Annotated in this window: 28 protein-coding genes; 10 read left to right on the top strand and 18 right to left on the bottom strand. The window is 66.8% G+C overall.

Going from position 1 to position 26,826, the window contains the following annotated elements; all coding sequences use genetic code 11:
* The first annotated feature begins 53 nt into the window (after positions 1-53).
* Positions 54-290, top strand: a complete 237-nt coding sequence (locus ACCC94_RS00685; RefSeq protein WP_413347659.1) for a DUF1161 domain-containing protein — start codon at positions 54-56, stop codon at positions 288-290.
* Positions 291-749: 459 nt separating this feature from the next.
* On the opposite strand, the gene ACCC94_RS00690 is transcribed toward ACCC94_RS00685, so the two are convergent.
* Both ACCC94_RS00690 and ACCC94_RS00695 read right to left on the bottom strand, forming a co-directional pair.
* On the bottom strand, positions 750-1,190 hold the full coding sequence (locus ACCC94_RS00690; protein WP_413347581.1) for a hypothetical protein: 441 nt from the start codon (positions 1,188-1,190) through the stop codon (positions 750-752).
* Positions 1,191-1,233: 43 nt separating this feature from the next.
* Positions 1,234-1,650 (bottom strand): hypothetical protein, encoded by a 417-nt coding sequence (locus ACCC94_RS00695; protein WP_413347582.1) that lies wholly within the window; start codon positions 1,648-1,650, stop codon positions 1,234-1,236.
* Positions 1,651-1,714: 64 nt separating this feature from the next.
* On the opposite strand from ACCC94_RS00695, the gene ACCC94_RS00700 reads away from it, so the two are divergent.
* Positions 1,715-2,806 carry an aminopeptidase gene (locus tag ACCC94_RS00700; RefSeq protein WP_413347583.1) on the top strand — a complete coding sequence of 364 codons (1,092 nt, stop codon included), beginning with the start codon at positions 1,715-1,717 and terminating at the stop codon, positions 2,804-2,806.
* A gap of 138 nt (positions 2,807-2,944) precedes the next feature.
* Here ACCC94_RS00700 and ACCC94_RS00705 read toward each other — a convergent pair whose 3' ends face one another.
* Positions 2,945-4,468, bottom strand: a complete 1,524-nt coding sequence (locus ACCC94_RS00705) for a 3-hydroxyacyl-CoA dehydrogenase (RefSeq protein WP_413347660.1) — start codon at positions 4,466-4,468, stop codon at positions 2,945-2,947.
* A gap of 47 nt (positions 4,469-4,515) precedes the next feature.
* Positions 4,516-6,147, bottom strand: coding sequence for an AMP-binding protein (locus tag ACCC94_RS00710; protein WP_413347584.1), 1,632 nt, complete (start codon positions 6,145-6,147; stop codon positions 4,516-4,518).
* Positions 6,148-6,356: 209 nt separating this feature from the next.
* Here ACCC94_RS00710 and ACCC94_RS00715 point away from each other — a divergent pair, with 209 nt between their 5' ends.
* On the top strand, positions 6,357-7,142 hold the full coding sequence (locus tag ACCC94_RS00715) for an IclR family transcriptional regulator (protein WP_413347585.1): 786 nt from the start codon (positions 6,357-6,359) through the stop codon (positions 7,140-7,142).
* Positions 7,143-7,710: 568 nt separating this feature from the next.
* On the opposite strand, the gene ACCC94_RS00720 is transcribed toward ACCC94_RS00715, so the two are convergent.
* The 4 genes from ACCC94_RS00720 to ACCC94_RS00735 form a co-directional block, all read right to left on the bottom strand.
* The gene (locus ACCC94_RS00720) at positions 7,711-8,841 is read right to left on the bottom strand and encodes an acyl-CoA dehydrogenase family protein (protein ID WP_413347586.1); all 1,131 of its coding nucleotides are present in this window, start codon (positions 8,839-8,841) and stop codon (positions 7,711-7,713) included.
* A 10-nt stretch (positions 8,842-8,851) separates the two neighbouring features.
* Entirely contained in the window at positions 8,852-10,042 is a 1,191-nt protein-coding gene (locus ACCC94_RS00725; RefSeq protein ID WP_413347587.1) for an acyl-CoA dehydrogenase family protein, read from the bottom strand.
* A gap of 10 nt (positions 10,043-10,052) precedes the next feature.
* On the bottom strand, positions 10,053-12,146 hold the full coding sequence (locus ACCC94_RS00730) for a 3-hydroxyacyl-CoA dehydrogenase NAD-binding domain-containing protein (RefSeq protein ID WP_413347588.1): 2,094 nt from the start codon (positions 12,144-12,146) through the stop codon (positions 10,053-10,055).
* Positions 12,147-12,346: 200 nt separating this feature from the next.
* On the bottom strand, positions 12,347-12,637 hold the full coding sequence (locus tag ACCC94_RS00735) for a hypothetical protein (RefSeq protein ID WP_413347589.1): 291 nt from the start codon (positions 12,635-12,637) through the stop codon (positions 12,347-12,349).
* A gap of 179 nt (positions 12,638-12,816) precedes the next feature.
* On the opposite strand from ACCC94_RS00735, the gene ACCC94_RS00740 reads away from it, so the two are divergent.
* Positions 12,817-13,767 carry an alpha/beta fold hydrolase gene (locus tag ACCC94_RS00740; protein ID WP_413347590.1) on the top strand — a complete coding sequence of 317 codons (951 nt, stop codon included), beginning with the start codon at positions 12,817-12,819 and terminating at the stop codon, positions 13,765-13,767.
* 1 nt (position 13,768) lies between these two features.
* Here ACCC94_RS00740 and ACCC94_RS00745 read toward each other — a convergent pair whose 3' ends face one another.
* Positions 13,769-14,224: a GNAT family N-acetyltransferase gene (locus tag ACCC94_RS00745; RefSeq protein ID WP_413347591.1), complete on the bottom strand. Its 456-nt coding sequence runs from the start codon at positions 14,222-14,224 to the stop codon at positions 13,769-13,771.
* Positions 14,225-14,277: 53 nt separating this feature from the next.
* Complete coding sequence (locus ACCC94_RS00750; RefSeq protein ID WP_413347592.1) at positions 14,278-15,195, bottom strand: LysR family transcriptional regulator; 918 nt, start codon at positions 15,193-15,195, stop codon at positions 14,278-14,280.
* Positions 15,196-15,292: 97 nt separating this feature from the next.
* On the opposite strand from ACCC94_RS00750, the gene ACCC94_RS00755 reads away from it, so the two are divergent.
* Positions 15,293-15,580, top strand: a complete 288-nt coding sequence (locus ACCC94_RS00755; RefSeq protein ID WP_413347593.1) for a DUF2218 domain-containing protein — start codon at positions 15,293-15,295, stop codon at positions 15,578-15,580.
* 245 nt (positions 15,581-15,825) lie between these two features.
* On the opposite strand, the gene ACCC94_RS00760 is transcribed toward ACCC94_RS00755, so the two are convergent.
* Positions 15,826-16,107: a type II toxin-antitoxin system RelE/ParE family toxin gene (locus tag ACCC94_RS00760; protein WP_413347594.1), complete on the bottom strand. Its 282-nt coding sequence runs from the start codon at positions 16,105-16,107 to the stop codon at positions 15,826-15,828.
* Positions 16,104-16,331 carry a CopG family ribbon-helix-helix protein gene (locus ACCC94_RS00765; RefSeq protein ID WP_413347595.1) on the bottom strand — a complete coding sequence of 76 codons (228 nt, stop codon included), beginning with the start codon at positions 16,329-16,331 and terminating at the stop codon, positions 16,104-16,106. The genes ACCC94_RS00760 and ACCC94_RS00765 overlap by 4 nt, the downstream gene beginning before the upstream one ends.
* Before the next feature lie 261 nt (positions 16,332-16,592).
* Here ACCC94_RS00765 and ACCC94_RS00770 point away from each other — a divergent pair, with 261 nt between their 5' ends.
* From ACCC94_RS00770 to ACCC94_RS00790, 5 genes are all read left to right on the top strand, one after another.
* Complete coding sequence (locus ACCC94_RS00770) at positions 16,593-17,978, top strand: sodium:solute symporter (RefSeq protein WP_413347596.1); 1,386 nt, start codon at positions 16,593-16,595, stop codon at positions 17,976-17,978.
* A gap of 25 nt (positions 17,979-18,003) precedes the next feature.
* Complete coding sequence (speB, locus tag ACCC94_RS00775) at positions 18,004-18,960, top strand: agmatinase (protein ID WP_413347597.1); 957 nt, start codon at positions 18,004-18,006, stop codon at positions 18,958-18,960.
* A 75-nt stretch (positions 18,961-19,035) separates the two neighbouring features.
* Positions 19,036-19,959 (top strand): LysR family transcriptional regulator, encoded by a 924-nt coding sequence (locus ACCC94_RS00780; protein WP_413347598.1) that lies wholly within the window; start codon positions 19,036-19,038, stop codon positions 19,957-19,959.
* On the top strand, positions 19,956-20,678 hold the full coding sequence (locus tag ACCC94_RS00785; RefSeq protein WP_413347599.1) for a phytanoyl-CoA dioxygenase family protein: 723 nt from the start codon (positions 19,956-19,958) through the stop codon (positions 20,676-20,678). Before ACCC94_RS00780 ends, ACCC94_RS00785 begins: the two co-directional genes overlap by 4 nt.
* 12 nt (positions 20,679-20,690) lie before the next feature.
* A complete protein-coding gene (locus ACCC94_RS00790) occupies positions 20,691-21,092 on the top strand; it encodes a GFA family protein (protein WP_413347600.1) in 402 nt (133 codons plus the stop codon).
* A 109-nt stretch (positions 21,093-21,201) separates the two neighbouring features.
* Here ACCC94_RS00790 and ACCC94_RS00795 read toward each other — a convergent pair whose 3' ends face one another.
* The 6 genes from ACCC94_RS00795 to ACCC94_RS00820 all read right to left on the bottom strand — a co-directional run bounded on the left by ACCC94_RS00795 (position 21,202) and on the right by ACCC94_RS00820 (position 26,823).
* The gene (locus tag ACCC94_RS00795; protein WP_413347601.1) at positions 21,202-23,160 is read right to left on the bottom strand and encodes a DUF4105 domain-containing protein; all 1,959 of its coding nucleotides are present in this window, start codon (positions 23,158-23,160) and stop codon (positions 21,202-21,204) included.
* Positions 23,157-23,492, bottom strand: coding sequence for a DUF2388 domain-containing protein (locus ACCC94_RS00800; RefSeq protein WP_413347602.1), 336 nt, complete (start codon positions 23,490-23,492; stop codon positions 23,157-23,159). Before ACCC94_RS00800 ends, ACCC94_RS00795 begins: the two co-directional genes overlap by 4 nt.
* Positions 23,493-23,529: 37 nt before the next feature.
* Positions 23,530-23,823, bottom strand: coding sequence for a DUF2388 domain-containing protein (locus ACCC94_RS00805; protein WP_413347603.1), 294 nt, complete (start codon positions 23,821-23,823; stop codon positions 23,530-23,532).
* Between the two features lie 115 nt (positions 23,824-23,938).
* The gene (locus ACCC94_RS00810; protein ID WP_413347604.1) at positions 23,939-24,259 is read right to left on the bottom strand and encodes a DUF2388 domain-containing protein; all 321 of its coding nucleotides are present in this window, start codon (positions 24,257-24,259) and stop codon (positions 23,939-23,941) included.
* A 91-nt stretch (positions 24,260-24,350) separates the two neighbouring features.
* Positions 24,351-24,584 (bottom strand): DUF1127 domain-containing protein, encoded by a 234-nt coding sequence (locus tag ACCC94_RS00815; protein ID WP_413347605.1) that lies wholly within the window; start codon positions 24,582-24,584, stop codon positions 24,351-24,353.
* A gap of 82 nt (positions 24,585-24,666) precedes the next feature.
* Complete coding sequence (locus ACCC94_RS00820) at positions 24,667-26,823, bottom strand: DUF6311 domain-containing protein (RefSeq protein ID WP_413347606.1); 2,157 nt, start codon at positions 26,821-26,823, stop codon at positions 24,667-24,669.
* Positions 26,824-26,826 lie beyond the last annotated feature (3 nt).

Below are 26,826 nucleotides of genomic sequence, written 5' to 3' on the forward strand. Positions count from 1 at the left end.
TTAGGATAGGGTGCCCCGCCGTGGGGCTTTGACGAGGGACTGTGATGACGACGATGAAATGGGCCGCCGCGACCGGCATGGCGCTGCTGCTGGGCAGCGGCGCAAGCTGGGCGGCAGTGAAGCCCTGCGAAGAGCTCAAGGCCGAGATCGAGACCAAGATCCAAGCCGCCGGGGTGACCTCCTACACCCTGGAGATCGTGGACAAGTCCGAGGTGAAGGACCCGAACATGGTGGTCGGTACCTGCGACAACGGGCAGCGGCGGATCATCTACCAGAAGAACGACAGCTGACTTTAGGTTGACCCGTGCTTAGGCGTTGCCCGCCTTGGTCGCCAGATGCTGATAGCGGCGTAGGAGCGGACCTTGTCCGCGAAATCCATCGCGGCGAAATTCGGGCCGGCCGGACTCTTCCGCGCGATGGCGCCCGCTCCCCCAGCGGGACTCTTCCTTCGATACCGAATGATGTGAGGGCTTCGCGGACAAGGTCCGCTCCTACAGGGCGTGACCTTGCGAGGCCGAGTTGGTATTCACGCGGGCGTTCCCATCGCGTAGGAGCGGACTCTGTCCGCGATCGGCATCCGGCGCGTGTGGAAATCATCGCGGACGAAGTCCGCTCCTACGCAAAGTTCAGCCGCGCGAGCGCATGTGAGCTGGGAACGTAGGGCGCATAACCTGGCACGGGTTATCCGCCAGTTCGGTGGATAACACCCCAGGCGTTATCCGCCCCACCCGCGCCGGGGAAGTCTTCTGTTAGAACGGCCCGCAGCGCACCGCGCCCTGGAAATCCGTCTTCGCCACCAGCTTGCCGTTGGCATCGGTCAGCAGCGCCAGGGCGCTGCGCAGTTGCGGGCGCAGTTCCAGGCGGTAGCGCTGGCCGGCGGCGAAGTCGTCGTAGGTCACCTTTACCCGGCAGGTCAGCTCCGAAGGATCGGTCATCTGGCCCATGCCGCCGCCGCTGGAGACTTCGTACTGGAAGCGCACCACCAGCTCGTGGCGCCCCGGCGTCACCTGGTAGAAGCGGCCGTCACTGACCGATTTGCCATCCAGGCGCTCGGCCATCAGGGTCTTGCCCGGCGTGGTGTAGAGGTCGATCCAGGCCATCTGCGGGTCGTGGGCCGGCAGCGGGCTGGCGCAGCCGGCGAGCAGGGCGAAGCCCAGGGGAAGGAGGCCGGGGAGGTAACGCGGGCGCATGGAGGTTCACCGTGGGAGGGGCTCATCCCACAGCATACCCCGCTCAGGCCTTGGCGCAGCCCCGTTCGCGGCCGCGGGCGATCTCGCCGCCCTGCGCGTCGTAGAGCTTGGCCCAGGGGCGGAAGCCGATGCTGCCGGTCTCCAGGCGGTAGCGCTGGCCGGCGCTGAAGTCCTTGTATTGCACGGTCATCGCGCAGTCGCGCCACAGCGCCTCGTCCACCGGGCCGATATCCACCGGCTCGACCTGGAACTGGAAGCGCACGCGCAATTCGTGGGAGCCCGGGTCAACCTCGAAGTAACGGGTGCTGGACCATTCCTTGTTGTCCACTTCCGTGGCCGCAAGATCGCTCTGGCTATTGGTGTCCAGGTCGACCCAGGCGCGGTTCGGGTCCGGCTGGGGCATCAGCATGGAACAGCCGCTCAGGGCGAGCAGGCCGGCAGGTATGAGGAGGGCGCGCATCGGGGTGGCTCCTGGGTCGAGGGGGCGGCAGCGAGCGGACCAGGCCCTGTGCTATGTTCCGCGCATGCCCTTCCGCCTTCTTATCCCGACACTCGACCGCCGCCTGTGCCGCTGGGTTCCCTGCCTGGCCATCTGGGCGCTGAGCGGTTGTTCCACGGTGGGCTATTACGGACAGCTGGCCAATGGTCAGTTGCGCCTGCTCGCCGCCCGCGAACCGGTGGCCGAAGTGGTCGCCGATCCCGCCCGCGACCCCGCGCTGCGCCAGCGCCTGGAGCTGTCCCAGGAGGCCCGCGCCTTCGCCAGCGCCGAGCTGGGCCTGCCGGACAACCAGAGCTACCGCCTCTACGCCGACATCCACCGGCCCAATGTGGTGTGGAACGTGTTCGCCACGCCGGAGCTGTCGCTGCAGCCGCTGACCCACTGCTTCCCCATCGCCGGCTGCGTGGCCTACCGCGGCTACTACGGCGACGCGGGTGCACAGGCCGAGGCGAAGCGCCTGAAGGAACAGGGGCTGGATGTCTATGTCGGTGGCGTCGAGGCCTATTCGACCCTCGGCTGGTTCGACGACCCGATTCTCAGCAGCATGCTGCGCTGGGGCGACCAGCGCCTGGCCGAGACGATCTTCCACGAGCTGGCGCACCAGAAGTTCTACCTGCCGGGCGACACCGCGTTCAACGAGTCCTACGCCTCCTTCGTCGAGGCCGAAGGTGGCCGCCGCTGGCGTGCCGCCCGCCATCTGCCGGACGAATCGCCGCTGCTGGCGGAGCAGCGCAAGCGCTTCACCCAGCTGGTGCTCGATACTCGCGAGCGCCTGCAGACCCTCTACGCCAGCCCGCGCAGCGACGCCGAGAAGCGCGCCGGCAAGCAGGCCGAATTCGAACGCCTGCGTCGCGACTACGCGCAGGTGCGCGATCAGGATTGGGGCGGCAAGGCGCCCTTCGATGCCTGGGTCAACGGCCCGCTGAACAACGCCAAGCTGCTGCCCTTCGGCCTCTACGACCAGTGGGTGCCGGCGTTCGCGGCGCTGTTCGCCCAGGTTGGCGGCAACTGGCCGGCGTTCTATGCGCGGGTGGAAAAGCTCGGCGCGCTGCCGCCGGAGGAGCGCAAGGCGGCGCTGGAGAAGTTGAAGGCGGGGGAGTTCGTCAGTTTCCGGTGAGTCCTCCGGCGGGTGGGTTCGCGAGCAAGCTCGCTCCTACAGGTCAGTGCGAGGCAGCTCTTCGTAGGAGCGAGCTTGCTCGCGAACCGCCCAGCGCCGGGTCCCCTAGCAGGGCGCGCTGCTACAGGTTGCAGACCGTCACTCCGCCCGATCCGGGCTATGCAGCGGCAAGTCCAGCTGCACGCGGCGGCGCAGCCAGGGGCTGGGCCGGTAGCGCGCCTCGCCGTAGCAGGCTTGCAGCCCTTGCAGGATGGTGAGGATGCGCGCCGCGCCGTAGTGCTCGCCGAAGGCCAGCGGGCCCAGCGGGTACCCCAGCGCCAGTTGCACCGCGCGGTCCAGCGTCACCGGGGTGGCAATGCCACGCTGGGCGATCTCGCAGCCGAGGTTGACGATGCCGGCCACTACGCGCTGGCAGATGAAACCGGGCGAATCGTTGATCACTTCCACCGGTACGCCGTCGCTGCCCAGCGCCTGGCGCGCCTGGGCTTCGAGCTTTGGATCGAGCGCCGGCTGGCGCATCAGCACGCGGCGGCGGTCCAGTTCGGTGAAGGTCTCCAGCGCCAGGCTGCGCTCCGGCGGCAGGCCGAGGGCGTCGATACGCGTGCTGGCGTCGGTTCCCAGCGGGGTGACCAGGCAGATGGCCCGCGATGACGGCGCTTCGCTGGTCTCCAGCACCACGCCGCCCAGGGTGAGGATCGCTGCTACGCGGTGGCGCAGTTCCGGGTCCTGGCTGTCGAGCCAGTAGGGGCGATTGAGCAGCACGGCTTCGTGCTGTTCCTCGGGCTCACGCAGGGGCTGGCCGTCGCGATAGCGGTAGAAGCCCTCGCCACTCTTGCGCCCCAGCAAGCCGCCGGCGACGCGCTGCGCGGCCAGCGGCGACGGGGTATAGCGCGGGTCCTGGTAGAACTGCTGGTAAAGCGACTCCATCACCGCGTGGGAAACGTCCAGGCCGGTCAGGTCGAGCAGTTCGAAGGGCCCCATGCGGAAGCCCACGCCGTCGCGCAGGATGCGGTCGATCTGCGCCGGGCTGGCGATGCCTTCGCCGAGGATGCGCAGGGCTTCGGTGCTGAAGGCGCGGCCGGCATGGTTGACGATGAAGCCGGGGCTGTCCGGCGACACCGCCGGATAATGCCCGGCCTGCTCCGCCAGCCGACCCAGGCGCCGCACCACCGCCTCGCTGGTGCGCTGGCCGCGGACCACCTCGACGATGCGCATCAGCGTCACCGGGTTGAAGAAGTGGAAGCCGGCGACCCGCTGCGGATGCTGGCAGCGCGCGGCGATGCGGGTGACCGAGAGCGACGAGGTGTTGCTCGCCAGCACGGCGTCCGGCGCCACGCGTTTTTCCAGCTCGGCGAGCAGCGCCTGCTTGGCGCCGAGGTCCTCGATGATGGCCTCGATCAGCAGGTCGCAGTCGGCCAGTTCGTCGAGGCTGTGGGTCGGCAGCAGGCGCTGCATCGTCGCGTCGAGGCCGTCGGCGGCGAGCTTGCCCTTGGCCACCGCGCGCTCCAGCAGCTCGCGGTTGAAGGCCAGGGCCTGCTCCACGGTCTGCGGGTTGCTGTCGTACAGCCGTACCGGCAGGCCAGCGCTGGCGAACAGCTGGGCAATGCCGCGGCCCATGGCCCCGGCGCCGATCACGCCGATACGGTGGAAGGACTCGGTCATGCTGCGGGTCTCGTCGTGCGCATCTGCATCAACCATAGACGTTGTGCTCACGCGGTGGACCTCCTGGCCAGTTCCAGGTCGCGCAATTGCCGGCGCAACAGCTTGCCGACGCTGGTCTTGGGCAGCTCGTCGAGTATCTCGACGAAGCTCGGCACCTTGTAGCCGGTGAGGTGTTCGCGGCAGTGGGCGATGATCTGCGCCGGCGCCAGTGTCTCGTCCTTGAGGCTGACGAACAGTTTCACCGACTCGCCCTTGCGCTCGTCCGGCACACCGATGGCCACACACTCGCGCACGCCGGGGTGGCGCATTACCGCGTCTTCCACCTCGTTGGGGAACACGTTGAAGCCGGAGACCAGGATCATGTCCTTCTTGCGGTCGACGATCTTCAGCATGCCGTCGGCATCCAGCTCGGCGATGTCGCCGGTCTTCAGCCAGCCGTCGGCAGTCAGCACCTGGGCGCTCTCCTCCGGGCGCTGCCAGTAGCCCTGCATCACCTGCGGGCCGCGCAGCCAGAGCTCGCCCGGCTGGTCGGGGCCGGTGTCGTTGCCCTCCTCGTCGACGGTGCGCAGCTCGGTGTCCACCAGCGCCTGGCCGACGTAGCCCTCGCGGTACGGGCTCAGCAGAGTGCCGGTGGAAACCACCGGCGATGCCTCGGTGAGGCCGAAACCTTCGCGCACCGGGGCGCCGGTCAGCGCCTCCCAGCGCCGCCCCACTTCGCGGTTCAGCGGCGCGCCGCCGGAGGTCACCCACTTCAGGTGGCTGAAGTCGATACTGGGGAAATCCGCGTGGTTCATCAGGCCGACGAACAGGGTGTTGATCCCGCTCATCAGGGTGAAGGGATAGCGGCGCATGGCGCCGATGATCTCGTCGAGGTTGCGGCCGTCGCGGATGAACACCGTGTGCAGGCCCATGCCCACCGAGGACAGCAGGTTCGTGGCGAAGGCCATGATGTGGTAGAGCGGCAGCGGCGCGATGCGCACATCGGTGGCCGGCTCCAGCAGGCCGGGACGCAGAAACAGTTCCAGGGTCTGCACGACGTTGGCGATCAGGCTGCGATGACTGAGCATCGCGCCCTTGGAAACACCCGTGGTGCCGCCGGTGTACTGCAGCAGTGCGAGGCGATCCAGGCCCGGTTCGGCGTTTACCGGCGCTGCCTCGGCGCCCAGGCGCAGGGCCTGCTGGAAGCGCGTGCAGTCAGCCTCGTCGGTGTCGAACTGCGGGCGCTCGACATCATCGATCGAGGTCAGCAGCACCTGTCGCACAGCGGTTTGCGCCTGCACGCCGCGCAGCAGCGGCAGCAGGCGGTCGAGCAGCAGCACGGCGCTGGCGCCGGAATCGGCCAACTGGTGGCGCAGCTCGCTGGCGGTGTACTGCGGGTTGGTGTTCACCAGCACCACGCCGGCCTTCAGCGCGCCGAAGGTGGCGATGGGGTACTGCAGGGCGTTGGGCAGCATCAGCGCCAGGCGGTCGCCGGGTTGCAGCCCGGCGCGGTGGCGCAGATAGCGGGCGAAGGCGTCGGCCTGGCGCTCCAGCTCGGCGAAGCTCAGGTGGCTGTCGCCGCAGGAGAATGCGAGGCGCTCGGGATACTCGCGACAGGCATCGCGCAGCAGGTCGTGGAGGTTCTGGTAGCCGTGACGGGCGATCTCGCGGGCCACGTGACTGGAGGGTTGAGCAGACATCGACTTCTCCGTTCTTTCTCGAGCCTGTTTGGGCTCTGGATTCGAATTGTTGTTCTGCACAGCGAAACATCGTGTCGAAAACGATGGTATGCGATAGGCTAGCCCCGCGCAACGAGCACACGCGGACCGCTGTGTGGCGAGGGGGCTATCTGCTATCGTTCGCCCGCGCCGCGCGTGGCGCCGCACCAGCAATCCCCCGCCGAGGCCCCATGAGCGACGAAGTCGAAGACAGCAGCAACCCCAAGGACCGCAAGTACGTCGAGGCGCTCGCCCGCGGACTGGACGTTTTGCGAGCCTTCACCCACGGCTCGGTGGTGCTCGGCAACCAGGAAATCTCGCGGATCACCGGCCTGCCCAAGGCGACGGTGTCGCGCATGACCTATACCCTGACCCAGCTCGGCTACCTCTGTTACTCGCAGCAGCACGAGAAGTACCAGCTGGATTCCGGCGTGCTGGCGCTGGGTTACGCCTACGTCTCCAACCTGCGCGTACGCCAGCTGGCCAAGCCGTACATGGACGCCTTCTCCCGCCGCACCAACACCACGGTCGGCCTGACCTGCCGCGACTGGCTGTCGATGATCTACGTGGAAAACTGCCGTCCGCCGGAAGCTACCTCCCTGCGCATGGACGCCGGCGTGCGCCTGCCGCTGGCGACCACCGCTGCCGGCCGCGCATACCTCGCCGCGACCCCGGAGCAGGAGCGCGAGCACCTGCTGTCGGCTTTGCAGGAGCGCCACGAAGGCGATTGGTCGGTCATGCGTGCCTCGCTGGAGGCTTCCTTCGAGGAATACCGCCAGCATGGTTTCTGCCTGTCCCTCGGCGACTGGGACCGCAACGTGCGCGCCGCTGGCGTACCGCTGCGCCTGGCCGACGGCGGGCTGATGGCGCTGACCTGCGGCGCACCGTCGTTCCAGCTCAGCGAGGAGACGCTGCGCGGCTCCCTGGCCCATGAGCTGGAGATTCTCGCGCGGGATATCGAGAGTCTCGGGGCCTGATTCCTGTCAGGCACAACCGCTTTCGTAGGAGCGGAGCTTCTCCGCGAAATCCATCGCGGCTGACTCGGTGTCCTGTGTGAACGCCTGCCTCATGCGCCCGCGTAGGAGCGGACTTCGTCCGCGATGTGTCTGCCTCACGCCTTGTTTCCCGCGTCGCTTCGGCGTGCGCTGCTAGATTTTGTTTTCGCCCCCTCGGGCGACCCACTTTGGCAAACGACCCAAAGTGGGCAAAGGTCTTGCCCCTCCATCCGGTTTTTCGCTTAGGCGAAAAATTCCCTCGTCGAATCGAAGTTTCAGGGGCACGCCCCGAAGGGCCATCCCAGGCCCATCGTGGCTCTCGCGACATCCCTGTCGCTCAACCCTGAAACTCCGATTCAACGAGGCCTCCTGAAAGGGGCGGTCCGGAGTGCATGGATGTTTCTCTGGAAATAGAAGCCAGAGCCCGAACCGGATCGCCGGGCACGCTATTCCTGTAGGAGCGAGCTTGCTCGCGAACCGCCCGGCACCCGAGCCGCCGGCAAATCCCGTTCGCGAGCAAGCTCGCTCCTACGAAGAGACGGCAAGCGTCTCAGGCGACGTCCATCAACCCCGCATACACCTTCAGGTGATGGTCGTCATCGCCCAGCTGGTGGCTGAGCATCACCAGCCGCTTGGCGTGGTGCGCCAGCACGTATTCCCAGGTCATGCCGATGCCGCCGTGCAGCTGGATCGCCTGCTCGGCCACGTAGCGCGCCGCGCGGGTGACGATGAACTTGGCGGCAGCCAGGGTGCGGCTGCGCTCGGCGCTGTCGGGCTGGTCGGCGACGCAGGCGGCGAGGATCGCCATGCTGGTGGCCTGTTCCAGCTCGCTGCGCATGTCCACCATGCGGTGCTGCAGCACCTGGAACTTGCCGATCGGGATGCCGAACTGCTTGCGCGTCTTCAGGTAGTCGAGGGTCAGCGCGCAGGCTTCCTGCAGGCTGCCGAGGGCTTCGGCGCACTGTGCGGCGATGGCCCTGCCCTGTTGATAACGCAGCGCCGGGAGCGCCTCGCCGGGCCTGCCGATGGCCTCGCCGGTGGCGCCGTCGAGGAACAGCTCGCAGGCGCGCTGGCCGTCCACAGTCGGATAGTCGCGGCGGCTTACGCCGGCCTGCTGCGGATCGACGAGGAACAGGCCGATGCCCGTCTCGTCCCGTGCAGCGCCGGACACCCGCGCCGAGACCAGGATCGCCGTGGCGCTCTGCCCGCCGATCACCACCGCCTTGCGCCCGCTCAGCTGCCAGCCGTCGCCGGCCTGCTCCGCGCGGGTCTGCACGTCGTGCAGCTGGTAGTGGCTCTGCGGCTCTTCCAGCGCTACCGCCAACTGCGCCTCGCCGCTGGCGATGCGCGGCAGCCAATGGTCCTTCTGCGCGTCGCTGCCCAGTTGGGTGATCAGCCCGCCGCCGTGCACTACCGATTGCAGATAGGGCTCCAGGCACAGGCCACGGCCCAGTTCGGTGAGTACCAGCATGCTTTCCACGCCGCCGCCGAAGCCGCCGTGGGCCTCCGGCAGCGACACCGAGGTCAGCCCCAGCTCGCCGAGCTGGCGCCAGAAGTCAGCGCTGTAACCCAGTTCGCTCCTGCTGAAGCCCTCGCGCTTGTCGAACGGATATGCGTCGCGGACCAGGCGGGCCGCGGTGTCCTGCAGCATCTGCTGCTCTTCGCTCAGTTTGAAGTCCATGGTCCTGGCCTCACAGCTCGAGAATCATCTTGGAGACGATGTTCTTCTGAATTTCGTTGGAGCCGCCGAAGATCGACAGCTTGCGCAGGTTGAAGTACTGGCTGGCCGGCGCGGCGGAGTAGTCCGCGTGCAGCGCCTCGCTGCCCAGCTCGAATTCGTCCTCGATGAAGGGCAGCGCGTAGGGGCCGAGCACCTTGCGCAGCAGGTGGCTGATCGCCTGGCGGATCTCCGTACCCTTCACTTTCAGGATCGAGCTTTCCGCGCCCGGTACGCCGCCTTCGCGGGCGGCGGCGAGGATGCGCAGGGTGCTCATCTCGATGGCCATCAGCTGCATCTCCACCTCCGCCACCTGGGCGCGGAACAGCGGGTCTTCGAGCATCGGCCTGCCGTCGCACAGCTCGCGGCTGGCAACCTGTTTCAGGTGCGCGAGCACCGCCTTGGATGCGCCGATGCCGGCCAGCCCGGTGCGCTCGTAGGTCAGCAGGTACTTGGCGCAGGTCCAGCCTTCGTTCTCGCGGCCCACCAGGTTTTCCACCGGTACGCGCACGTTGTCGAAGAACACCTCGTTGACCTCGTGCTCGCCGTCCAGGGTGATGATCGGGCGCACGGTGATGCCGGGGGTCTGCATGTCGATCAGCAGGAAGCTGATGCCGCGCTGCTGCTGCGCCTCGGGGTCGGTGCGCACCAGGCAGAAGATCCAGTCGGCGTGCTGGCCGAGGGTGGTCCAGGTCTTCTGGCCGTTCACCACGTAGTGATCGCCGTCGCGCACGGCGCGGGTCTTCAGCGACGCGAGGTCGGAGCCGGCGCCCGGCTCGGAGTAGCCCTGGCACCACCAGTCGGTGCCGTCGAGGATGCGCGGCAGGTAATGCGCCTGCTGCTCGGGCGTGCCGAATTTGATGATCACCGGCGCGACCATGTTGACGCCGAAGGGGATGGTGCGCGGCGCGCCGAAGGCGGCGCACTCCTCTTCGAAGATGTGTTTCTGCACGGCGTTCCAGCCGGTGCCGCCGAACTCCTCCGGCCAGTGCGTGGCGTACCAGCCCTGCTCGGCGAGCACACGTTGCCAGCGCTGGTGGTCGCCCTTGTTCAGGTGTTTGCCCAGGCGCACCTTGGTGGCGATGTCCTGGGGCAGTCTGGTTTGCAGGAAGTGGCGGACTTCATCGCGGAACGCCAGTTCGTCGGGGGTGAAATGGATGTCCATGGCAGGTCCTCTACAGATCGGCGAAGCGGCGGCCTTCGGCCACCAGGCGTTCGAGCAGCGGAGCGGGTTGCCACCAGGCGCCGAGGCGCTGGTGGAACTCGCGGATTCGTTCGAGCACATGCGCAAGGCCCACGCTGTCGGCGTAGAACAGCGGACCGCCGCGCCAGGCGGGGAAGCCGTAGCCGTTGAGGAAGATCACATCGACGTCGCTGGCGCGCTGGGCGATGCCTTCGTCGAGGATGTTGGCGGCCTCGTTGATCAGCGCGTAAATGCAGCGCTCGACTATCTCTTCATCAGCGACCGGCGCGCGGGTGATGCCACGCTCGGCGGCGGCCTGTTCGAGCATGGCCGGCAGCGCCGGGTTGTCCTGCGCGGCGCGGCCGCCTTCGCCGTACTGGTAGAAGCCGGTGCCGGTCTTCTGCCCGAGCATGCCGGCGGCGATCAGGTGGTCGAGCACCCGCGGCAGCGTCTGGCCGGGCTTGAGGTTCGGCCGCTGGCGCGAGCGGATCGCGTGGCTGATATCCAGCCCGGACAGGTCGCGCACCGCCAGCGGCCCCATGGCCATGCCGAAGGTCCGTAGCGCGCGGTCGACCTGCGCCGGAGTGGCGCCTTCCTCCAGGAGGAATTCGGCCTGGCGGCCGTACGGGAAGATCATCCGGTTGCCGACAAAACCGTCGCACACGCTGACCACCACCGAGACCTTCTTCAGGCGCTTGCCCAGCTGCATGGCGGTGGCCAGCACGGCGTCGCTGGTGGCCTTGCCCCGGACCACTTCGAGCAGGCGCATGACGTTGGCCGGGCTGAAGAAGTGCAGGCCGACCACGTCCTGCGGAAGCTTGGTGAAGGCGGCGATCTCGTCGAGGTCCAGCGAAGAGGTGTTGCTGGCGAGGATCGCGCCGGGCTTGCAGTGGGCGTCCAGCTGTTCGAAGACCTGGCGCTTCACCTCCAGGCTCTCGAACACGGCTTCGACCACCACGTCGGCGTCGCCCAGCGCGGCGTAGTCGAGCACGCCGCTGATCAGGCCCATGCGCCGTTCCATCTCTTCCGCGCCCAGGCTGCCGCGCGCCAAGCTGGCGGCGTAGAGGCTGCGGGCGCGGTCGAGGCCGCGTTGCAGAGCCTCTTCGTTCACTTCCAGCAGTTGTACCGGTATGCCGGCATTGGCGAAGCACATCAGGATGCCGACACCCATGGTGCCGCCACCGATGACGGCGGCTCGGCGGATTTCCCGTGGCTGCACATCGGTTGCCAGCCCTTCGACCTTGCCCGCCTCGCGCTCGGCGAAGAAGGCGTGGATGAGTGCGGCGCGCTGCGGCGATTCCATGCATTGCAGGAACAACTCGCGCTCGCGCAGCAGGCCTTCGCGCAGCGGCAACTGCGTTGCCGCTTCCACGGCGTCGATGCAGCGCAGCGGAGAGAACTGGCCGGGCAGGCGCTTCTGCACTTCGCCGCGCTTGTGGGCGATCAGCTCGGCAAGGCCGCTTTCCCGCACGCGCTCGTTGCGCTCGCCGGTACGACGCGGGCCCTTGCCATCCGCCAGCAGGCGCTGGGCGAAGGCGAGACCGGCGTCGATCAGCTCGCCATCGAACAGCTCGTCGACGACGGCGAATTCCAGGGCTTCCGGCGCGCGGATCGGCGTGCCGGAGACGATCATGTCGAGAGCCTTTTCCACACCGGCCAGGCGCGGCAGGCGCTGGGTGCCGCCGGCGCCGGGCAGCAGGCCGAGCTTCACCTCCGGCAGTCCGACCTGGGCGTCGCGCCGGGCGATGCGGTAGTGGCAGGCCAGGGCGACTTCCAGCCCGCCGCCCAGGGCGGTGCCATGGATCACGGCGACGCTGGGCTTGCTGGCGCCTTCGAGGATATCCACCACGTCGGGCAGGGACGGCGCCTGCGGCGGCTTGCCGAACTCGCGGATATCGGCGCCGGCCATGAAGGTGCGCCCGGCGCACACCAGCACCACGGCGCGCACCTGCGGATCGGCCTCGGCCTGCTGGAAGGCAGCGAGCAGCCCGGAGCGGACGGCATGTCCGAGGGCGTTCACCGGTGGGTTGTCGACAGTCACCAGGGCTATCGCGCCCCGGCGTTCGAGCTGTACCGCTTCTGACATGCGTTGCTCCGTTTTTCTATTGTTTTAACGGAATGGTGTTTCGCTGTGCAGAATACGATGTCGTTTTTCTTCTGTCGAGTAGAGACAGTAAGGTGTTTTTTGTAGGAGCGAGCTTGCTCGCGAACGAATTCACCGGTAGCTCAGATGCTGGGCGGTTCGCGAGCAATAACGATGGCGTCCCCCTCGCTCCTACAGGGATGTCACCTGGCTGGTGGTTGCGTGCTTCCCGCGACCAGCAGGTCTCCATGCAACTCGCAGTAGCATTCGTCGTTCCAGCCGTAGTGCGGGTCGCTGCAGATCGAGTGGCGCACGGGGCCGGATACGCCCGGTTGGCGCGTTTTCAGGCTGTCGCGCAGGGCGGCGTAGATCGAGCCGGGCTGCGGCCAGTCGGTGCGCACCGGGCCTTCGCCGAGGTGGTTGCCGGCGCGCAGTTCGGCCCGCAGGATGGCGTCGAGTTCCGGGCAGAGCTGGGCGGTGGGTTGGCGTTTCATGGGCGTCCTTCCTGGAATGGGGCGATGGCGACGCCGTGCATTATCCGCCGTTTTCCCGCGTCGCTTTGCCGGGTGGCCGCTTTGCCCCGTGGATAAGTCCGTTCATTCGCCTGGTGAATGGAGTTCGGCCGGCGCGCCGGGCTTGGCATAGTGAAGCTCACCTTTTGCGGAGCGTGCCCATGAACGAGTTCGAGCACCAGTTGCTGGCGGTCAATGGCATCCAGCTCAGCCTCTACAGTTGCGGGCCGGCGGACGGCAAGCCGGTGTGGATGCTGCATGGCTTCCCCGAGTGCTGGCATTCGTGGCAGCACCAGATGCGCGCCCTCGCCGCTGCCGGCTATCGCGTGTGCGTCCCGGAGATGCGCGGCTACGGCCAGACCAGTGCGCCGCAGGAAGTCGACGCCTACGACGTGCTGACGCTCTGTGCGGACATCCAGGGCGCCATGGATGCGCTGGGGCACGAGCGCGTGGCGATGGTCGGGCATGACTGGGGCGCGCCGGTGGCGTGGCACCTGGCGCTGCTGGAACCGCAGCGCGTGGAAGTGCTGGCGGCGCTCTCGGTGCCCTTCGCCGGCCGCGCAAAACGCCCGCCGGTGGAGATCATGCGCGAGGTGTTCGCCGGCAAGTTCTTCTACATCCTCTACTTCCAGCACCCCGGCCGCGCCGAGGCGGAACTGGATGCGGACATCGCGCTGAGCTTGCGCCACTTCCTCGGCGACAACGTGCGCCTGGCGCCGGAGCAATCCCCCGACGGCCGCCTGTTCGACGGCCTGCCACCGCCGCCGGCGCACCCGGACTGGTGCAGTGAAGAGGACTTCCAGTGGTACGTGCGGACCTTCGAAGGCCGGGGCTTCCACGGCGCGTTGAACTGGTACCGCAACTTCGAGCGCAGCTGGCAGCGCACCGAATCGCTGGCCGGGCGCCAGGTCGAGCAGCCGACGCTGTTCCTCATCGGCGACCGCGACCCGGTGGGCCGTTTCGAGGCCTACACCGTGCAGCGCATGCCCGAGCACGTGCCCAACCTCGAACAGCATGTGCTGGAGAATTGCGGCCACTGGATCCAGAACCAGCAGCCGGAGCGGGTCAATGCGCTGCTGGAGGATTTCCTCGGCCGGCACTACCCGGCGTGAATCAGGGCTCGCGGCGCATGCCGATGTGCGGGATGTCGTCTTCCAGGTAGACCTCTGTCACCGGCGTGAAGCCGTAGCGACCGTAGTAGCCCTGCAGGTGCGCCTGGGCCGAGAGGTACACCGGCAACCCCGGCCAGCGCTGGGCGATGGCCTGCAGCGCGTGTTCCATGAGCTGGTGGCCAAGGCCGGTGCCGCGACCCTGCGGGGCGATGACCACGCGGCCGATCACCACGTCGCCGTCGTGGCGCTCTGGATCGAGCAGGCGCAAGTAACCGATCAGCTGGCCTGCCTCCTCCGCCATCAGGTGGCAGGTGTCGCCGACCAGGTCCAGACCGTCGACTTCCTGGTAGGGGCATTTCTGTTCCACCACGAAGACTTCGGTGCGCAGCTGCAGGATGGCGTAGAGCTCTTCCTTGGTCAGGTCGCGGTGGTGCTTGCAGGTCCAGTTCAGGGCCATGGGGTATTCACTCCGATCATCCAGGCGTGTTCAGAGCGGCATGGTAGCGCGCCTCAGACCGGCGCGTGGAAGCGCAGCGTGGCCGAGCCGCCGAGGTGCCGGCGCAGTGCTTCGATGGCGACCTTCACCTTGGCCGGCTGGGCATCGCGGCGCGGGGTGACGGCATAGATGCCGAACGGCGGCAGCGACCACTCCGGCAGCAGGCGCACCAGCCTGCCCTCCTCCAGCGCCTCGCGGACTTCAGGCTCCGGCTGGGCGGATACGCCAAGACCGTCGAGGGTGAACTGGCGCAGGGCGATCATGCTGTTGGCGGCGACTCGCGCTTCGAGCCGCAGCTTGCAGCTCTCCCCGTCCGGCCCGCTGAAGTTCAGGTAGCCCTGGTGCGCCATGGTGTTCAGCGCGAGCCAGTCGACGCCCTGCAACTGCTGCGGATGGTCGATGGCCGGCAGGCGGCGCAGGTAGGCGGGCGCGGCGCAGACGACGTTGTTCCACTCGGCCAGGTGACGCGCCACCAGGCTGGAATCCGAAAGGCTGCCGACGCGGATGGCGAGGTCGATGCGCTGCTCGATCATGTCGATCTGCTCGTCATGGAAGAACAACTGCAGGCGCAGTTGGCGGTGGTTTTCCAGCAACGGGCGCAGTGCCTCAGTGATCAGCTTGCCAGAGAAGCCCACCGGCGCGGCCAGGCGCAACTCCCCTACCGGTGCCTCGCGCCATTCGCCCAGGCGCTGCTCGGCTTCCTCGGCGATGGCCAGCATCTGCGCGCAGCTGCGGTAGAAGGCTTCTCCGGCCTCGGTCAGCGTCAGCTTGCGGGTGGTGCGGTGCAGCAGCGTGACCTGGGCGTGGGCTTCGAGCTTGCGGATCTGCTGGCTGACCGCCGAAGGCGTCATGCCCAGCGCTTCGGCTGCCGCGGCCATGGAGCCGCGGGTGACCACGGTGGCGAACACCGCCATGCCGCGAAGATTGTCCATTGTGAAGCTCCGCTAAAGAGTGAAAGGCAAAATAGCGGGTTTTTCCCTTGATTGCCGGCGCCTAGGATGTCATCTCCCAAAATGGAGAAGAGAAAAGATGCCTTCGAGCCGTGCCAACGTCCCGACCCCCGATGCCGCGCGTTACCTCAAGCGCCTGTGCAACCACTTCGCCCACAAGCTGCCAGTCGAACTGACCGACGACCACGGTGTGCTGCCCTTCGATTTCGGCACCTGTCGCCTGCAGGCGACCCCGGAAGCGCTGCTGATGGACGCCGAGTCCGCTGATGCCGAGGGCCTCGAGCGCCTGCAGAACGTGGTGGTCAGCCACCTCGACCGTTTCGCCTGGAAAGAAGGCCAACTGCCGGTGAACTGGCGAGCCGCCTGACAGCGCTGGCGAAAAAAGCGCAAAAACGGAAAAACCCGGCCAAGGCCGGGTTTTTTGTTGCCTGGAAAAAGCCAGGCGTCGCCGAAATTTTGTGACCGTAGTTGCGCTGATCAGTCACCAAGAAATCCGTGAACTGCAGTCTGGTCGATAAAACGACCGGAATGTTGAGTGGAGTGCAATCGATTGATTTTTAGCCAAATTCCAAAGTCAATACTTTGAAACATCTTGTAACCGTGTGGCCACTTTTACCCCGAGTTATCCACACGGTCGATGCGCAAAATCTGTACAGATCGGCCCTTTACCCGGAAAGCGGCCTGGTACGGCCAGCGCTCCACCGGCAGCTCGCGCACGCCGGGCACCTCGCTGGGGGCGCCGCTGCTGCTTTGCTCCAGGTTCGCCAGCGGGCTGACCTGCTCGACGATGTCCTGAATGGCCCGCAGCGCCTTCTCCGGGCCGATCAGCACGACGTAGAGGTCGTAGATGGCGTCGAGGTCGGCGGCGGCCTTGTGCGTCCACTGCAGGCTCATGCCAGGCCCCACTTGGCTTCGATGACAGCGTGCTCCAGCAGGTGGCCGGCATCGGCGTCCGCCACCCCTTCATCGATGGCCGCCACGTGCCAGCTCTGGCGCTCCAGGTACTGCGCCAGCGCCTGGCGCAGGTGGTAGGGCCGGTCCCGATGGGTGGCGCGCGCCAGCTGGTCCAGCGCTGTCACCAGGGCGTCATCGGCGCTAAAAGAAACGACGGTGGTCACTTTTTGATCAGTCTCGTTTACGCTGTATACACAGTATACGAAGATAACATACGTATACGAATCAAGCACTTGGCGGGGACGAAGTTTTTCTTCAAACCACCGTGAAAGCTCGCGGAAGTCCAGCAGGCGCGGGCTGCCGGGGCACTTTCGCGGCGGCGAAAGTTGGCTTCCGGCTTCGGGGATTTGCCGGCGGGGCGAGGGGCATCAGGCTGGCGGGGCGAAGGCCTGATTCCCACACAACAACAACAGGAGCCCCCCGCGATGCTGCTCGATTACCTGATCATGCTGGTCTACGCCCTGGGCATGCTCGCCCTGGGCTGGTACGGAATGCGCAAGGCGCGCAACCAGAACGACTTCCTCGTCGCCGGCCGCCGTCTCGGCCCCGGTTTGTATCTGGGCACCATGGCCGCCGTGGTGCTCGGTGGCGCGTCCACCATCGGCACGGTGAAGCTGGGTTACCTCTACGGGCTGTCCGGCCTGTGGCTGGTGTTCATGCTGGGCCTGGGGATCATCGTCCTCAGTCTGGTGTTCTCGCGACAGATCGCCAGGCTGAAGGTCTACACCGTCACGCAGATCCTCGAGCAGCGCTACCAGGCGTCCTCGCGGCTGATCGGCGGCATCGTGATGGTCGCCTACGACCTGATGGTGGCGGTCACCGCGACCATCGCCATCGGCTCGGTGACCGAGGTGGTCTTCGAGATCCCGCGCATCCCGGCGATCCTCTGTGGCGGCGGCATCGTCATCGTCTATTCGGTGATCGGCGGCATGTGGTCGCTGACTCTCACCGACATCATCCAGTTCGTGATCAAGACCCTCGGCATCTTCGCCGTGCTGCTGCCGATGTCGATCCACGAGGCGGGCGGCCTGTCGCGCATGCAGGAAGTGCTGCCGGCAGGCTTCTTCGATCTAGGCCACATCGGCCTGGACACCATCCTCACCTACTTCCTGCTGTACTTCTTCGGCGCGCTGATCGGCCAGGACATCTGGCAGCGCGTGTTCACCGCGCGCAGCGAGAAAGTGGTGCGCTACGCCGGCCTCGGCGCGGGCGTCTACTGCATGCTCTACGGCCTGGCCTGCGCACTGATCGGCGCCGCTGCGCACGTGCTGCTGCCCAACCTGGCGGTGCCGGAAAATGCCTACGCCGAAGTCACCCGCCAGGTGCTCCAGCCCGGCCTGCGAGGGCTGGTGGTCGCGGCGGCGCTGTCGGCCATCATGTCCACCGCCTCGGGCTGCCTGCTGGCGGCGGCCACGGTGTTCCAGGAGGACATCTACGCGCGCTTCCTGCGCCCCGGCGCACCCAACGGCCTGCGCGAGAGCCGCCTGTTCACCTTGATGATGGGCGTGGTGATGCTGGCCCTGGCGTGCCTGGTGAACGACGTCATCGGCGCCCTGAGCATTGCCTACAACCTGCTGGTCGGCGGCTTGCTGGTGCCTATCCTCGGTGCCTTGCTGTGGCGCCGCGCCTCTGCCCGCGGGGCGATGGCCAGCATCGTAGTCGGCTGCCTGGTGGTGGTCGCCTTCATGGCCGTCGACGGCGTGCTCGCCAATACCCCCATCGCCTACGGCCTGCTCGCCAGCCTGGTCACCTTCGTGGTGGTCAGCCTTGCTGGCGCGCCCGCCGCCAGCCTGCAGGCGCAGGCCGACTGAACCTCAACCAGACAGGAGACGCTCCATGCCCCATGACTTCCCGCAGCCCCTGGACGCCGCGCAGATCCCGCGTTTCGCCGGCATCCCCAGCTTCATGCGCCTGCCGATCTTCGAAGATCCGGCGCAAGTGGATATCGCCCTGCTCGGTGTACCCTGGGACGGCGGCACCACCAACCGCGCCGGTGCCCGTCACGGCCCGCGCGAGGTGCGCAACCAGTCGAGCCTGATGCGCAAGGTGCACCACGTCAGCCACATTGCGCCCTACGATCTGCTGCGTATTGGCGACATCGGCGACGCCCCGGTAAACCCCATCGACCTGCTCGATTCGCTCAAGCAGATCGAAGGCTTCTACCGCCGCATCCACGCCGCCGGCACCATCCCGCTGTCGGTGGGCGGCGACCACCTGGTGACCCTGCCGATCTTCCGCGCGCTGGCCGCCGAGCGACCCATTGGCATGGTGCATTTCGATGCCCACTCCGACACCAACGACCGCTACTTCGGCGACAACCCCTACACCCATGGCACGCCGTTCCGCCGCGCCATCGAGGAAGGCTTGCTGGACCCGAAGCGCACGGTGCAGATCGGCATTCGCGGCTCGATCTACGACGCCGACGATGAAGCGTTCGCCCGCGAGCAGGGCATTCGCGTGATCCACATGGAAGAGTTCGCCGAGCTGGGCGTCGCCGCCACGCTGGCCGAAGTCCGCCGGGTGGTGGGGCAGGGGCCGACCTACGTGACCTTCGACGTCGACGTGCTCGACCCGGCCTACGCGCCCGGTACCGGCACGCCGGAGATCGGCGGCATGACGACGCTGGAGGCGCAGCACATGATCCGCGGGCTGCAGGGGTTGAACCTGATCGGCGCCGACGTGGTGGAGGTTTCGCCGCCGTTCGACCAGGGCGGGGCGACCGCACTGGTGGGCGCCACCATGATGTTCGAGCTGCTCTGCGTGCTGGCCGATTCGGTTGCCGCACGCCGTTGACCGCCCTGGGGGTTCACGGGGCGGCGCGCTCGGCGCTATAACGAAAGACCTGCGCCCGCCGCCACGAGAACTCCCATGCTGGGCAATCTTTCCGATATCGACCTGCGCCTGCTGCGCACCTTCTGCACCATCGTCGAGGCGGGCGGCTTCACCGCCGCCCAGGTGCGCCTGAACACCAGCCTGTCGCGGCTGAGCGTGCTGGTGCGCGACCTCGAACTGCGCCTGGGCTACTCGTTGTGTCGACGCGGCAGCAGCGGCTTCCAGCTCACCGAGGAAGGGCAGCAGTTGTATGAGGCGGCGCTCGGGTTGTTCGTCGATATCGAGCGCTTCCGCGAGCAGGTGACCGGCCTCGGCGGCCGTGACCGCGAGGTGCTGCACCTGGGCTGCGTCGATGGCGTGCTCGGCCAGCACTGCTGGCCGCTGCCGCTGGCGCTCCGGTTGTTCCGCGAGGGTCATCCGCGGGTGCGCCTGAACCTGCACACCCAGCGCCCGGACGAGCTGGAGAACGCCGTGCTGGAGGAACGCCTGCAACTGGCGATCGGCGCCTTCCACCATCGTCTGTCGGGCCTGCGCTACCAGCTGCTGTTCCGCGAGGAACAGAACCTCTACTGCGCCCAGGGGCACCCGTTCTTCGGGCGTGCGCAGGATGAGCCTTCGCTGGAGCAGATCTGCGCCGCCGAATACGTCGGCCGTGGCTACATGACCGAGAGCCGGCGGCCCCACGGGCTGGTCTTCAGCCGCGCCACCAACGCCTACAGCATGGAAGCCATCGCCAACCTGGTGTTCAGCGGCACCTTCATCGGCTACCTGCCCACGCACTATGCGGCGGAGTGGGTCACACAGGGTCGCCTGCGGGCGATCCGCCCGGCGCAGCTGGCCTATGTCTCGGAGTTCCATTGCGTGACCCGCCAGGGCGCCGAGCCGGGCGAGGTGCTGGGGGCCTTCCTGGACGCCCTGGAGCGCGCCCAGGCCGAGCTGGGTCGCGGGGAGCCGGCGTGAGCGGCGGCTTGCAGGCATTGCGCGAGGACGGTTTCGTCCTGCTGCGCGGCTTGCTGGGCTCCGAACAGGTGGCCGAAGTGCGCTCGCTGATCGATGATCTGCGGCCGCTGCACTGGGACTACGAAGGGCTGGTGGATCACTACAAGTGCGTGTTCAACCGTTCGCCGCGCTGGTTGCCCTATCTCGATCCGCCGGGATTGGTGGAGCTGGCGGAGGCCGCGCTGGGCGCGGACTGCCACGTGATCGGCCAGACCGCCTGGCGCTGCCATCCCGGCTTCATCGGCGCCGACCTGCACCAGGACTACCTGCCGGTCGCGCTGCCCGGAGCGGATATCGATCTGCCGATGTTCATCTGCACCGGGCAGATCTACCTCGATGACATCGACGAAGCGCTGTGCCCCACCTGGGTGATCCCCGGCAGCCATCGTGCGGGCCGCGCGCCGGCGCCGGACGAGCGCGAATGGGCGGGCAGGGCGGCTGAGCCGGTGCTCTGCGGCGCGGGCGATTGCCTGCTGTTCCGCAGCGACCTTTGGCACGCCGGCAGCCGCAACTTTAGCGAGCGCACGCGCTACCTGCTTCAGGTGCACTATGGCCGTCGGATGGTCGCGCAGAAGTTCTCGCCCTATCTGGACTGGACCTTCAATCCCGAGGTGCTCGCTGCCTGTACGGCGCGCCAACGCCGCTTGCTGGGCGACCACGAGGCGGCTGAATACGACTGAATGGAGGTTCTGATGAGCGATGTACATGCCGGCGGCTGCCATTGCGGCCAACTGCGTTACGAATGCGATGCAGCGTTGACCGACGTCGCTCATTGCCATTGCTCCGTCTGCCGGCGCACCACTGGCGGCATTGTCACTACCTGGGTGACGGTGCCCATCGGCAGCTTCCGCTGGACCCAGGGCAAGCCGACCGAGTATCGCTCGTCGGCCACCTGCCTGCGCTACTTCTGCGGCACCTGCGGAGCGCAACTGGCGCTGTTCACCGACCATGCGCCCGAGACGCTGGACCTGACCACGGCGACGCTGGACGAAGTGGCTACGGTAGTGCCGGACCGGCATATCTGGGTGAAGAGCCGGCTGCCCTGGATTCACCTGGATGAGCAGCTTGAGGAGGAGTGGGAGGAGAAGCTCTAGCGTCCGCTGTTGGTCTTTGGTTCGCGAGCAAGCTCGCTCCTACGAAGAGCTGCACGGTAGCGCTCTTGTAGGAGCGAGCTTGCTCGCGAACGGGGCTATCCAGAGGCTGTCAGGGCAGCTCCAGCCCCCCCGACGCCTTGTGCAACTCGCGCAGGTGCGCGCCGATCTGCTTGGTGTTGGCTTCCAGCGCGGCCAGTTCGTCACGCCGCTCCGGAGTGAGCAGGGCGCGCACCTCGCGGTCGAGGTTGTCGCTGAGCTGGCGCAGGCGCTGCTGGCGCTGCTGCGTCTGCTTCTCCAGGGTCGCTGTGTCCGAGACCTGGGGCAGGCCGTAACCGCCGTCGAGCAGCTCGGCCGGGCGGCTGAGGAAGCCGCTGTCGTCGAGGATCTGCTGCAGCGTCTTGCCGGCTGCTGCGAGATCGGGCTTGCTTTGCATGGCGTCCGGGTTGCTCAGGTACAGGCGCTTGAGTTCGTCCTGGGCCAGCAGCAGCTGGCGGCGCAACGACGCCTGTTCGAGCAGCAGCAGGGCGGCGCTGGAGCGCAGGTCGGCCTTCTCGAACCATGGGCGGCGCTCGACGGCGGGCAGGGCGAGCCAGTCCTCGACCTTGTCCTGCGGCACGTTCATGCGCTTCTTCAGCACGTCGAACATGGCCTGGTAGCGGTCGCGGAAGGAATCGAAGCGATAGCCCAGGCGCAGCGCTTCCTTGGGGTTGTCCAGCACGCTGGCGTCGGCGATGCCCTTGTTCTCCAGCAGGCCGAGCACGCCGTAGGGCGTGATGCTGTCCATGGTCTGCAGGCTCTGGCGCTGGATGCCGCTGCGCAGCAGCTTGAGCGTCTCCACCGCGCAGTTGTTGGACAGGAAATAGTAATTGCCGTCGTAGCTCCAGTGGCTCTGCGCCGAGCGCTCCACCAGGCTGGCGACTTCGTCGCGGCTGAGCCGCAGCGGAATCGAGGCGAGGCTGCGCAGCTCGACCTTGGTGTATTCCTCGATCACCTGGGACAGCGGCAGCACGAACAGGCGCGACGGGTAGGCGCCGGTCAGGCCGTCCCAGCTGGAGAGCTGCAGGTCGCCGACAAAGGCGCGGTAGGACAGCACCAGGTGCTGGTCGAGGTCCAGGCGGCAGGCCGGGCCGCGCGGGCGTCCCGGCGCGCAGACCACCAGGCGCAGCATGGTGTGGCCCCAGCGGCTGGCGATCTCGTTGTTGGCCTCGGCGATCAGGTAGTCGACCTCGTAGACGCGCTCCGGGTCGAGATACCCCAGCGGCTGGCGGCCGAAATCGCGGCCGGCGTTGAGGTAGGCGTACTGGGTCGAGCATTCGTCATGCGGGCGCTCGCCGAAGCGCTCGGCGTAATAGCGGTACAGCGCCGGGCGACGGCAGGCGAAGCTGCGGTCGAGGAGGAAGTACTCCATGTTCACCGCGACGTACTCGCGCGGGTTGGTCAGCTCGTAGCGGTCCGGGCTGCGCAGCACGAAGCGGTTGTGCTGTTCGCGCTCGCCGTGCTTGCCGGCGTATTGCGGCCAGCCGGCCAGGTCGAGCAGGCGCGGGTCATCCGAGAGGCTTACGCGGCGGCCGGTCTGCCCGCGGCATTGGTCCGGCGCGCCGACGCGGCCGAGGCTCTTGTCGCGCATCGTGCAGCGGCGGATCAGCCGGCCCTCGTCGGTGTCCCAGAGGCGGGCGCGGTCGTAGAGGTGGGTCAGCTCGTGGAGCAGGGTCGCCAGCAGTTCGCGGCGCAGGGTGCCGTGGGTGCGGCCGGTCTGCTCGGTGGCGGCGCTGCCGTCGGTGAGCGCGCCGAGATAGCGGGTATTCAGGGCGATGGCGCCGGGGCGCAGGGTGCGGCCCATGCCGTTGCTGGGCAGGTCGTCGCGCCATTGCACCTGGACGCTGCGGTCCAGGCGCTGCACGAAGTTGTCCGGCAGGGTGTGCAGGGCCTCGTCCAGCAGTTGCTGGCTGGCCTGGCGCTGAGCGGCGCTCAGGCCGTCGGCGTCCAGCTCCAGGCGGAGCGCGGCTTGGCTGCTGGCGGCGACGAGCAGTGCCAGGGCCGCCAGCCAGAGGCCAACCCGGAGCTTCACAGAGCGAGGATGGCTTCGGCCAGGTCCTGGTCGGAGGCTTCGCGCGCCTGCGGTACCTGCTCGCGCAGCACCTTGAACGCGGCTTCCAGCTGCGCACCGCGGATCGCGCCGTCGCTGCCGACATAGCTGGCGGCGTCGTCACGGGCTTCGCGGACGACCTTCATGTCACGCACCGAGGTGGTGGTGTCCGAGGTGAAGTCGATGCTGCGGGCGAAGGCGTTGGTGGTGATGTTGAACACGCGGACCACCGATTGGGCCTGGGCGGTGGACGCACAGGCGGCGAGCAGCAGGCCGAGGATCAGGGGGCGCTTGGAAAGCGAGCTGAGGCGCATGGATGTCTCCGAAAGGGCAGCGGGAGCTGCTCACGACTTATTTGGCAAGAATGGCTTCGGCCAGTTCCCGATCGTTCGCCGCCAGCTCCGGATGCTGCTGGCGCAGCCAGCGCAGGGCGGCCTCCAGGCGAGCGCCGCGCAGGGCCCCATCGGTGGCGACGAACTGCGCCGCGTCATCGCGGGCGCCGCGCAACAGCTTGTTGTCGAAGGGCGCGCTGGTGACCTGGCTGGTGGCGTAGCTGGTCCCGACCGGGAACTGGGTGGTCTGGTCGAATGCCTGGGCGGGCAGGGAACAGGTCAGTAGCGGCAGCAGGAACAGCAGGGTACGCATGGGCTCGGACGATCGGAAAAGCACGGCCGACAAGGCTAACGGAATGCGCTGTGGAGAGCCAGCGCAGAGCGCCGGGCGGTGCGCCCGGCGCGGCGGGATATCAGTGGCGAATCACTCAGATGGTGAGGATCGCCTGGGCCAGTTGCTGGTCGTTGGCGGCCAGGGTCGGGAGCTTGCCGCGGATGTGCGCGAGGGCAGCTTCCAGGTGCGCGCCGCGGATCTGGCCCTGGCTGGCGACGAAGGTGGCCGCATCGTCACGGGCCTCGAGGACGATCTTGTCGTCCTTGAAGGAGTTGCTCAGGTCCGAGGTGCCGTCGGAGGTGGCGCCGGTGGCGCGTACCGACAGGTCGGTGGTGTAGACGAAGCTGGTGGCAAAGGCGCCAGTGGTGCAGCCGATCAGGGCAGCGGCGGCGATCAGGCGAAGTTTGTTCTTCATGCGGTGGCTCCGGATAAGGCCAGACAAAGTGGCCGGGGCGGCCACTCTAACTGCGCTCAGACTAGCCAAGACTGACCGGTGTCACCAGCATTCAGCGCCAGAATGGTTTCGAGATTTCTCTCACACGCTCGCTGGGGCTGATGCCCAGGTCGGCCAGCTGCAGGCTGGTCAGCTCGGCAAGCTGGCGGCGGGTGCGGGCGTTCTGGTGCCAATGGCGCACCTGGCGGGTGAGTATTTTTGCACAACGAGCAAGGCCTGCCGTGGAGAGGAGCGGTAAAGTCGCGGGATGGCTTTCCATGATTGGATCATCCTGTCGTTCGTTCATTGAACGTCAGGATGCTCCTCCGCTCGCTTCCCGGTTAGCGGCAGCTGGGGACTTGCTTGGCGTAACAGTCGGTGCGCCGGGCCTACTGTCCGGGCGATTTTGCTCCAGACTGTGCTGCTGTGACGCTGCTCGTTGCGTTGTCAGGCTGCAGTTCGATGCAGATCAACGACAGTTCGCTGCTGCCATTGCTGAACGTGCGGATTTCGCTGCCGGGACTGTCCTGTTTTCGCTCGAAGCTGCCTTCGAGCGTTTCTACGTTGCCGCCAGTGCCTTTCAGTTCGCCCTGAACAAGCGTCAAGATGGCGCCAGTCGCATTGCTGACGATATCCCAGGTGCCCACGCTTGCCGAGGTGTCTGCGGAGGCGGCGTAGGTGATCCTGTACCGATAGCGTCCCGCCGGGATCAGCGTGTAGGGGCCATAGCTGAGGTATCCCGCCGCTCCAGCGGGCGATACCAGGCGATCGCCTTGGGGCTGGCCGATGAGCGTCGGCAAGCGTGCCGCTGTCCAATGGCCCCAGCGTTGCCCTTGGAAGTCCTCAGTGCGGCAGTCAGTGCAGCTGTAGAGCTGCGGTATGACCAATTTTATACCATCGAGCTCCCCGGCCATCGCACCGTTGTTCAACGTCCGCGTGGCTTGATCCCAAAGCGCAGGATCGTTGAATACATAGAGCGCATCGGCATCGTAGGTTCCACTGGCCACTTGTTTGGCCAATCGCTCGCGCGCGCGCGTCTGGGCCTGCGCATTGACGCGCGCAAAGTTGGCGGAGTTGATTGACATCCCGTGGTGAAGGGCGAAGTCCGATAGAGCGACGAAGTTATCCGGAACGTGGGTGGGGAAAACGTACAATATGCGCTGATAGCGCTTGCCCAGGCGTTCCCACAGAGGCGACTTCAACGGGCTTTCCCAGCTGGCTTCCTGCCGGAAGAGCTTCTGCATGCCGTGTAGCCCGCTGGACAGATCGTAGAACTGTATCGCCGCAGCGACCGCCAGCAGGGAGAGGGCGACACCGGCGCGGGTCCGGACGCAGATCACGGCAATAGCTGCAACGGCTAGCAGATAGAAGACAGGCCAGAACATTCGGCCCGGAGAGCGGAACACCTGATAGAGACGAGCCGCCCACTCCGGCAGGTCCAGCCAGGCGATGACATAGGGGCCCACACTCAGTGTGTTGGTGAGTGAAACAGACAGCAGCAGCGTACTCATCAGGACGAGCGGCCAGATCAGGAACGATCGCCGGCTGAGATCCTCTCGACGAGGGATCAGCACCAGTACTACAGAGACTGCCAGCAGGGCGAGGACGCCGACACCCATGTAGGCGAAGCCATCATGGTCAAGAAAGCCATCCATGCCCTCAGGTCGTTCAAGTACCGGCAGAAGCCGAGACCAGTCTCCGCGAGAATCCACCAGGGAGAACAGGTTCATGCGCCCATATGGGCCTGGCACAGTCGGAGCGGACCCAAGAATGAAGTAGCCAACGAGCCACATGAGCACCAGGACAAGAGCGCTGCCGGCCACTCCGTGCACCATGCATCGGCTCGGGCGCATTTCACGTTTGGCCAGCCGCTGCAGGAGATCGGCGCCCCAGATGGCTGCCAGCATTACCAGCAGGTACGCATGTATCAAGGTGGCAAGCGCCAGCATGACCAGCCAGAATCGAGCGCGATAGCGCGGGTCGAAGTAGAGGTAAATGCCTCCGAGTAGCAGCCATTGCCCGCCGAGTGCGAGGTGGAAGGCAAAGCGGATCAGATAGGGGGGCAGCAGCAGGAGCAGGACTGTGCCCAGGGCGAGCAAGCGCCTGTCCTGGGTGAAGCGTGACAAGGCCAGATACGCAAAGACTCCCTGCATGATCATGCACAGCAATACCCAGAGACCGAAGTACTGGAAGGTACTTGGCAGCAGCGGCCCCAGTGCCTTGAACGGTAATGCGAAGAGTGGCAGAGAGTCGGAAAAGACGATGGAGCTGCCCATCTCCATTCCATACCGTGGGTTGGCCCCCAGCGGGAATTGCAGGAGGGGAGTTTCACGGAAGAACTCCCACCCCAGGAGGTTGGTCGGGGGGTCAAACAGTCCGCGCATGAGCCAGCCGATGCTGGAAGGGAGCAGCACTGACCACCCGCCCAGTGCGAAGAATAGTGCGCCCCCCAGCAAGATCGGAATCCAGAGTGACGAGTGGGCGGATGATGGCGCCGTCATGGCCGTGTGGACTCCTGAGCTTCTCATTGAGATTGGGTGGCTCATGGG

Source organism: Pseudomonas sp. Pseusp97 (assembly GCF_047304025.1).
In the GTDB taxonomy this organism is placed as follows: domain Bacteria; phylum Pseudomonadota; class Gammaproteobacteria; order Pseudomonadales; family Pseudomonadaceae; genus Pseudomonas.

Bases quoted from the DNA above. Each gene is read 5' to 3' on its own strand.
- ACCC94_RS00685 (WP_413347659.1), top strand. From the start codon at position 54: ATGAAATGGGCCGCCGCGACCGGCATGGCGCTGCTGCTGGGCAGCGGC.
- ACCC94_RS00690 (WP_413347581.1), bottom strand. From the start codon at position 1,190: ATGCGCCCGCGTTACCTCCCCGGCCTCCTTCCCCTGGGCTTCGCCCTG.
- ACCC94_RS00695 (WP_413347582.1), bottom strand. From the start codon at position 1,650: ATGCGCGCCCTCCTCATACCTGCCGGCCTGCTCGCCCTGAGCGGCTGT.
- ACCC94_RS00700 (WP_413347583.1), top strand. From the start codon at position 1,715: ATGCCCTTCCGCCTTCTTATCCCGACACTCGACCGCCGCCTGTGCCGC.
- ACCC94_RS00705 (WP_413347660.1), bottom strand. From the start codon at position 4,468: ATGACCGAGTCCTTCCACCGTATCGGCGTGATCGGCGCCGGGGCCATG.
- ACCC94_RS00710 (WP_413347584.1), bottom strand. From the start codon at position 6,147: ATGTCTGCTCAACCCTCCAGTCACGTGGCCCGCGAGATCGCCCGTCAC.
- ACCC94_RS00715 (WP_413347585.1), top strand. From the start codon at position 6,357: ATGAGCGACGAAGTCGAAGACAGCAGCAACCCCAAGGACCGCAAGTAC.
- ACCC94_RS00720 (WP_413347586.1), bottom strand. From the start codon at position 8,841: ATGGACTTCAAACTGAGCGAAGAGCAGCAGATGCTGCAGGACACCGCG.
- ACCC94_RS00725 (WP_413347587.1), bottom strand. From the start codon at position 10,042: ATGGACATCCATTTCACCCCCGACGAACTGGCGTTCCGCGATGAAGTC.
- ACCC94_RS00730 (WP_413347588.1), bottom strand. From the start codon at position 12,146: ATGTCAGAAGCGGTACAGCTCGAACGCCGGGGCGCGATAGCCCTGGTG.
- ACCC94_RS00735 (WP_413347589.1), bottom strand. From the start codon at position 12,637: ATGAAACGCCAACCCACCGCCCAGCTCTGCCCGGAACTCGACGCCATC.
- ACCC94_RS00740 (WP_413347590.1), top strand. From the start codon at position 12,817: ATGAACGAGTTCGAGCACCAGTTGCTGGCGGTCAATGGCATCCAGCTC.
- ACCC94_RS00745 (WP_413347591.1), bottom strand. From the start codon at position 14,224: ATGGCCCTGAACTGGACCTGCAAGCACCACCGCGACCTGACCAAGGAA.
- ACCC94_RS00750 (WP_413347592.1), bottom strand. From the start codon at position 15,195: ATGGACAATCTTCGCGGCATGGCGGTGTTCGCCACCGTGGTCACCCGC.
- ACCC94_RS00755 (WP_413347593.1), top strand. From the start codon at position 15,293: ATGCCTTCGAGCCGTGCCAACGTCCCGACCCCCGATGCCGCGCGTTAC.
- ACCC94_RS00760 (WP_413347594.1), bottom strand. From the start codon at position 16,107: ATGAGCCTGCAGTGGACGCACAAGGCCGCCGCCGACCTCGACGCCATC.
- ACCC94_RS00770 (WP_413347596.1), top strand. From the start codon at position 16,593: ATGCTGCTCGATTACCTGATCATGCTGGTCTACGCCCTGGGCATGCTC.
- speB (WP_413347597.1), top strand. From the start codon at position 18,004: ATGCCCCATGACTTCCCGCAGCCCCTGGACGCCGCGCAGATCCCGCGT.
- ACCC94_RS00780 (WP_413347598.1), top strand. From the start codon at position 19,036: ATGCTGGGCAATCTTTCCGATATCGACCTGCGCCTGCTGCGCACCTTC.
- ACCC94_RS00790 (WP_413347600.1), top strand. From the start codon at position 20,691: ATGAGCGATGTACATGCCGGCGGCTGCCATTGCGGCCAACTGCGTTAC.
- ACCC94_RS00800 (WP_413347602.1), bottom strand. From the start codon at position 23,492: ATGCGCCTCAGCTCGCTTTCCAAGCGCCCCCTGATCCTCGGCCTGCTG.
- ACCC94_RS00805 (WP_413347603.1), bottom strand. From the start codon at position 23,823: ATGCGTACCCTGCTGTTCCTGCTGCCGCTACTGACCTGTTCCCTGCCC.
- ACCC94_RS00810 (WP_413347604.1), bottom strand. From the start codon at position 24,259: ATGAAGAACAAACTTCGCCTGATCGCCGCCGCTGCCCTGATCGGCTGC.
- ACCC94_RS00815 (WP_413347605.1), bottom strand. From the start codon at position 24,584: ATGAACGAACGACAGGATGATCCAATCATGGAAAGCCATCCCGCGACT.
- ACCC94_RS00820 (WP_413347606.1), bottom strand. From the start codon at position 26,823: ATGAGCCACCCAATCTCAATGAGAAGCTCAGGAGTCCACACGGCCATG.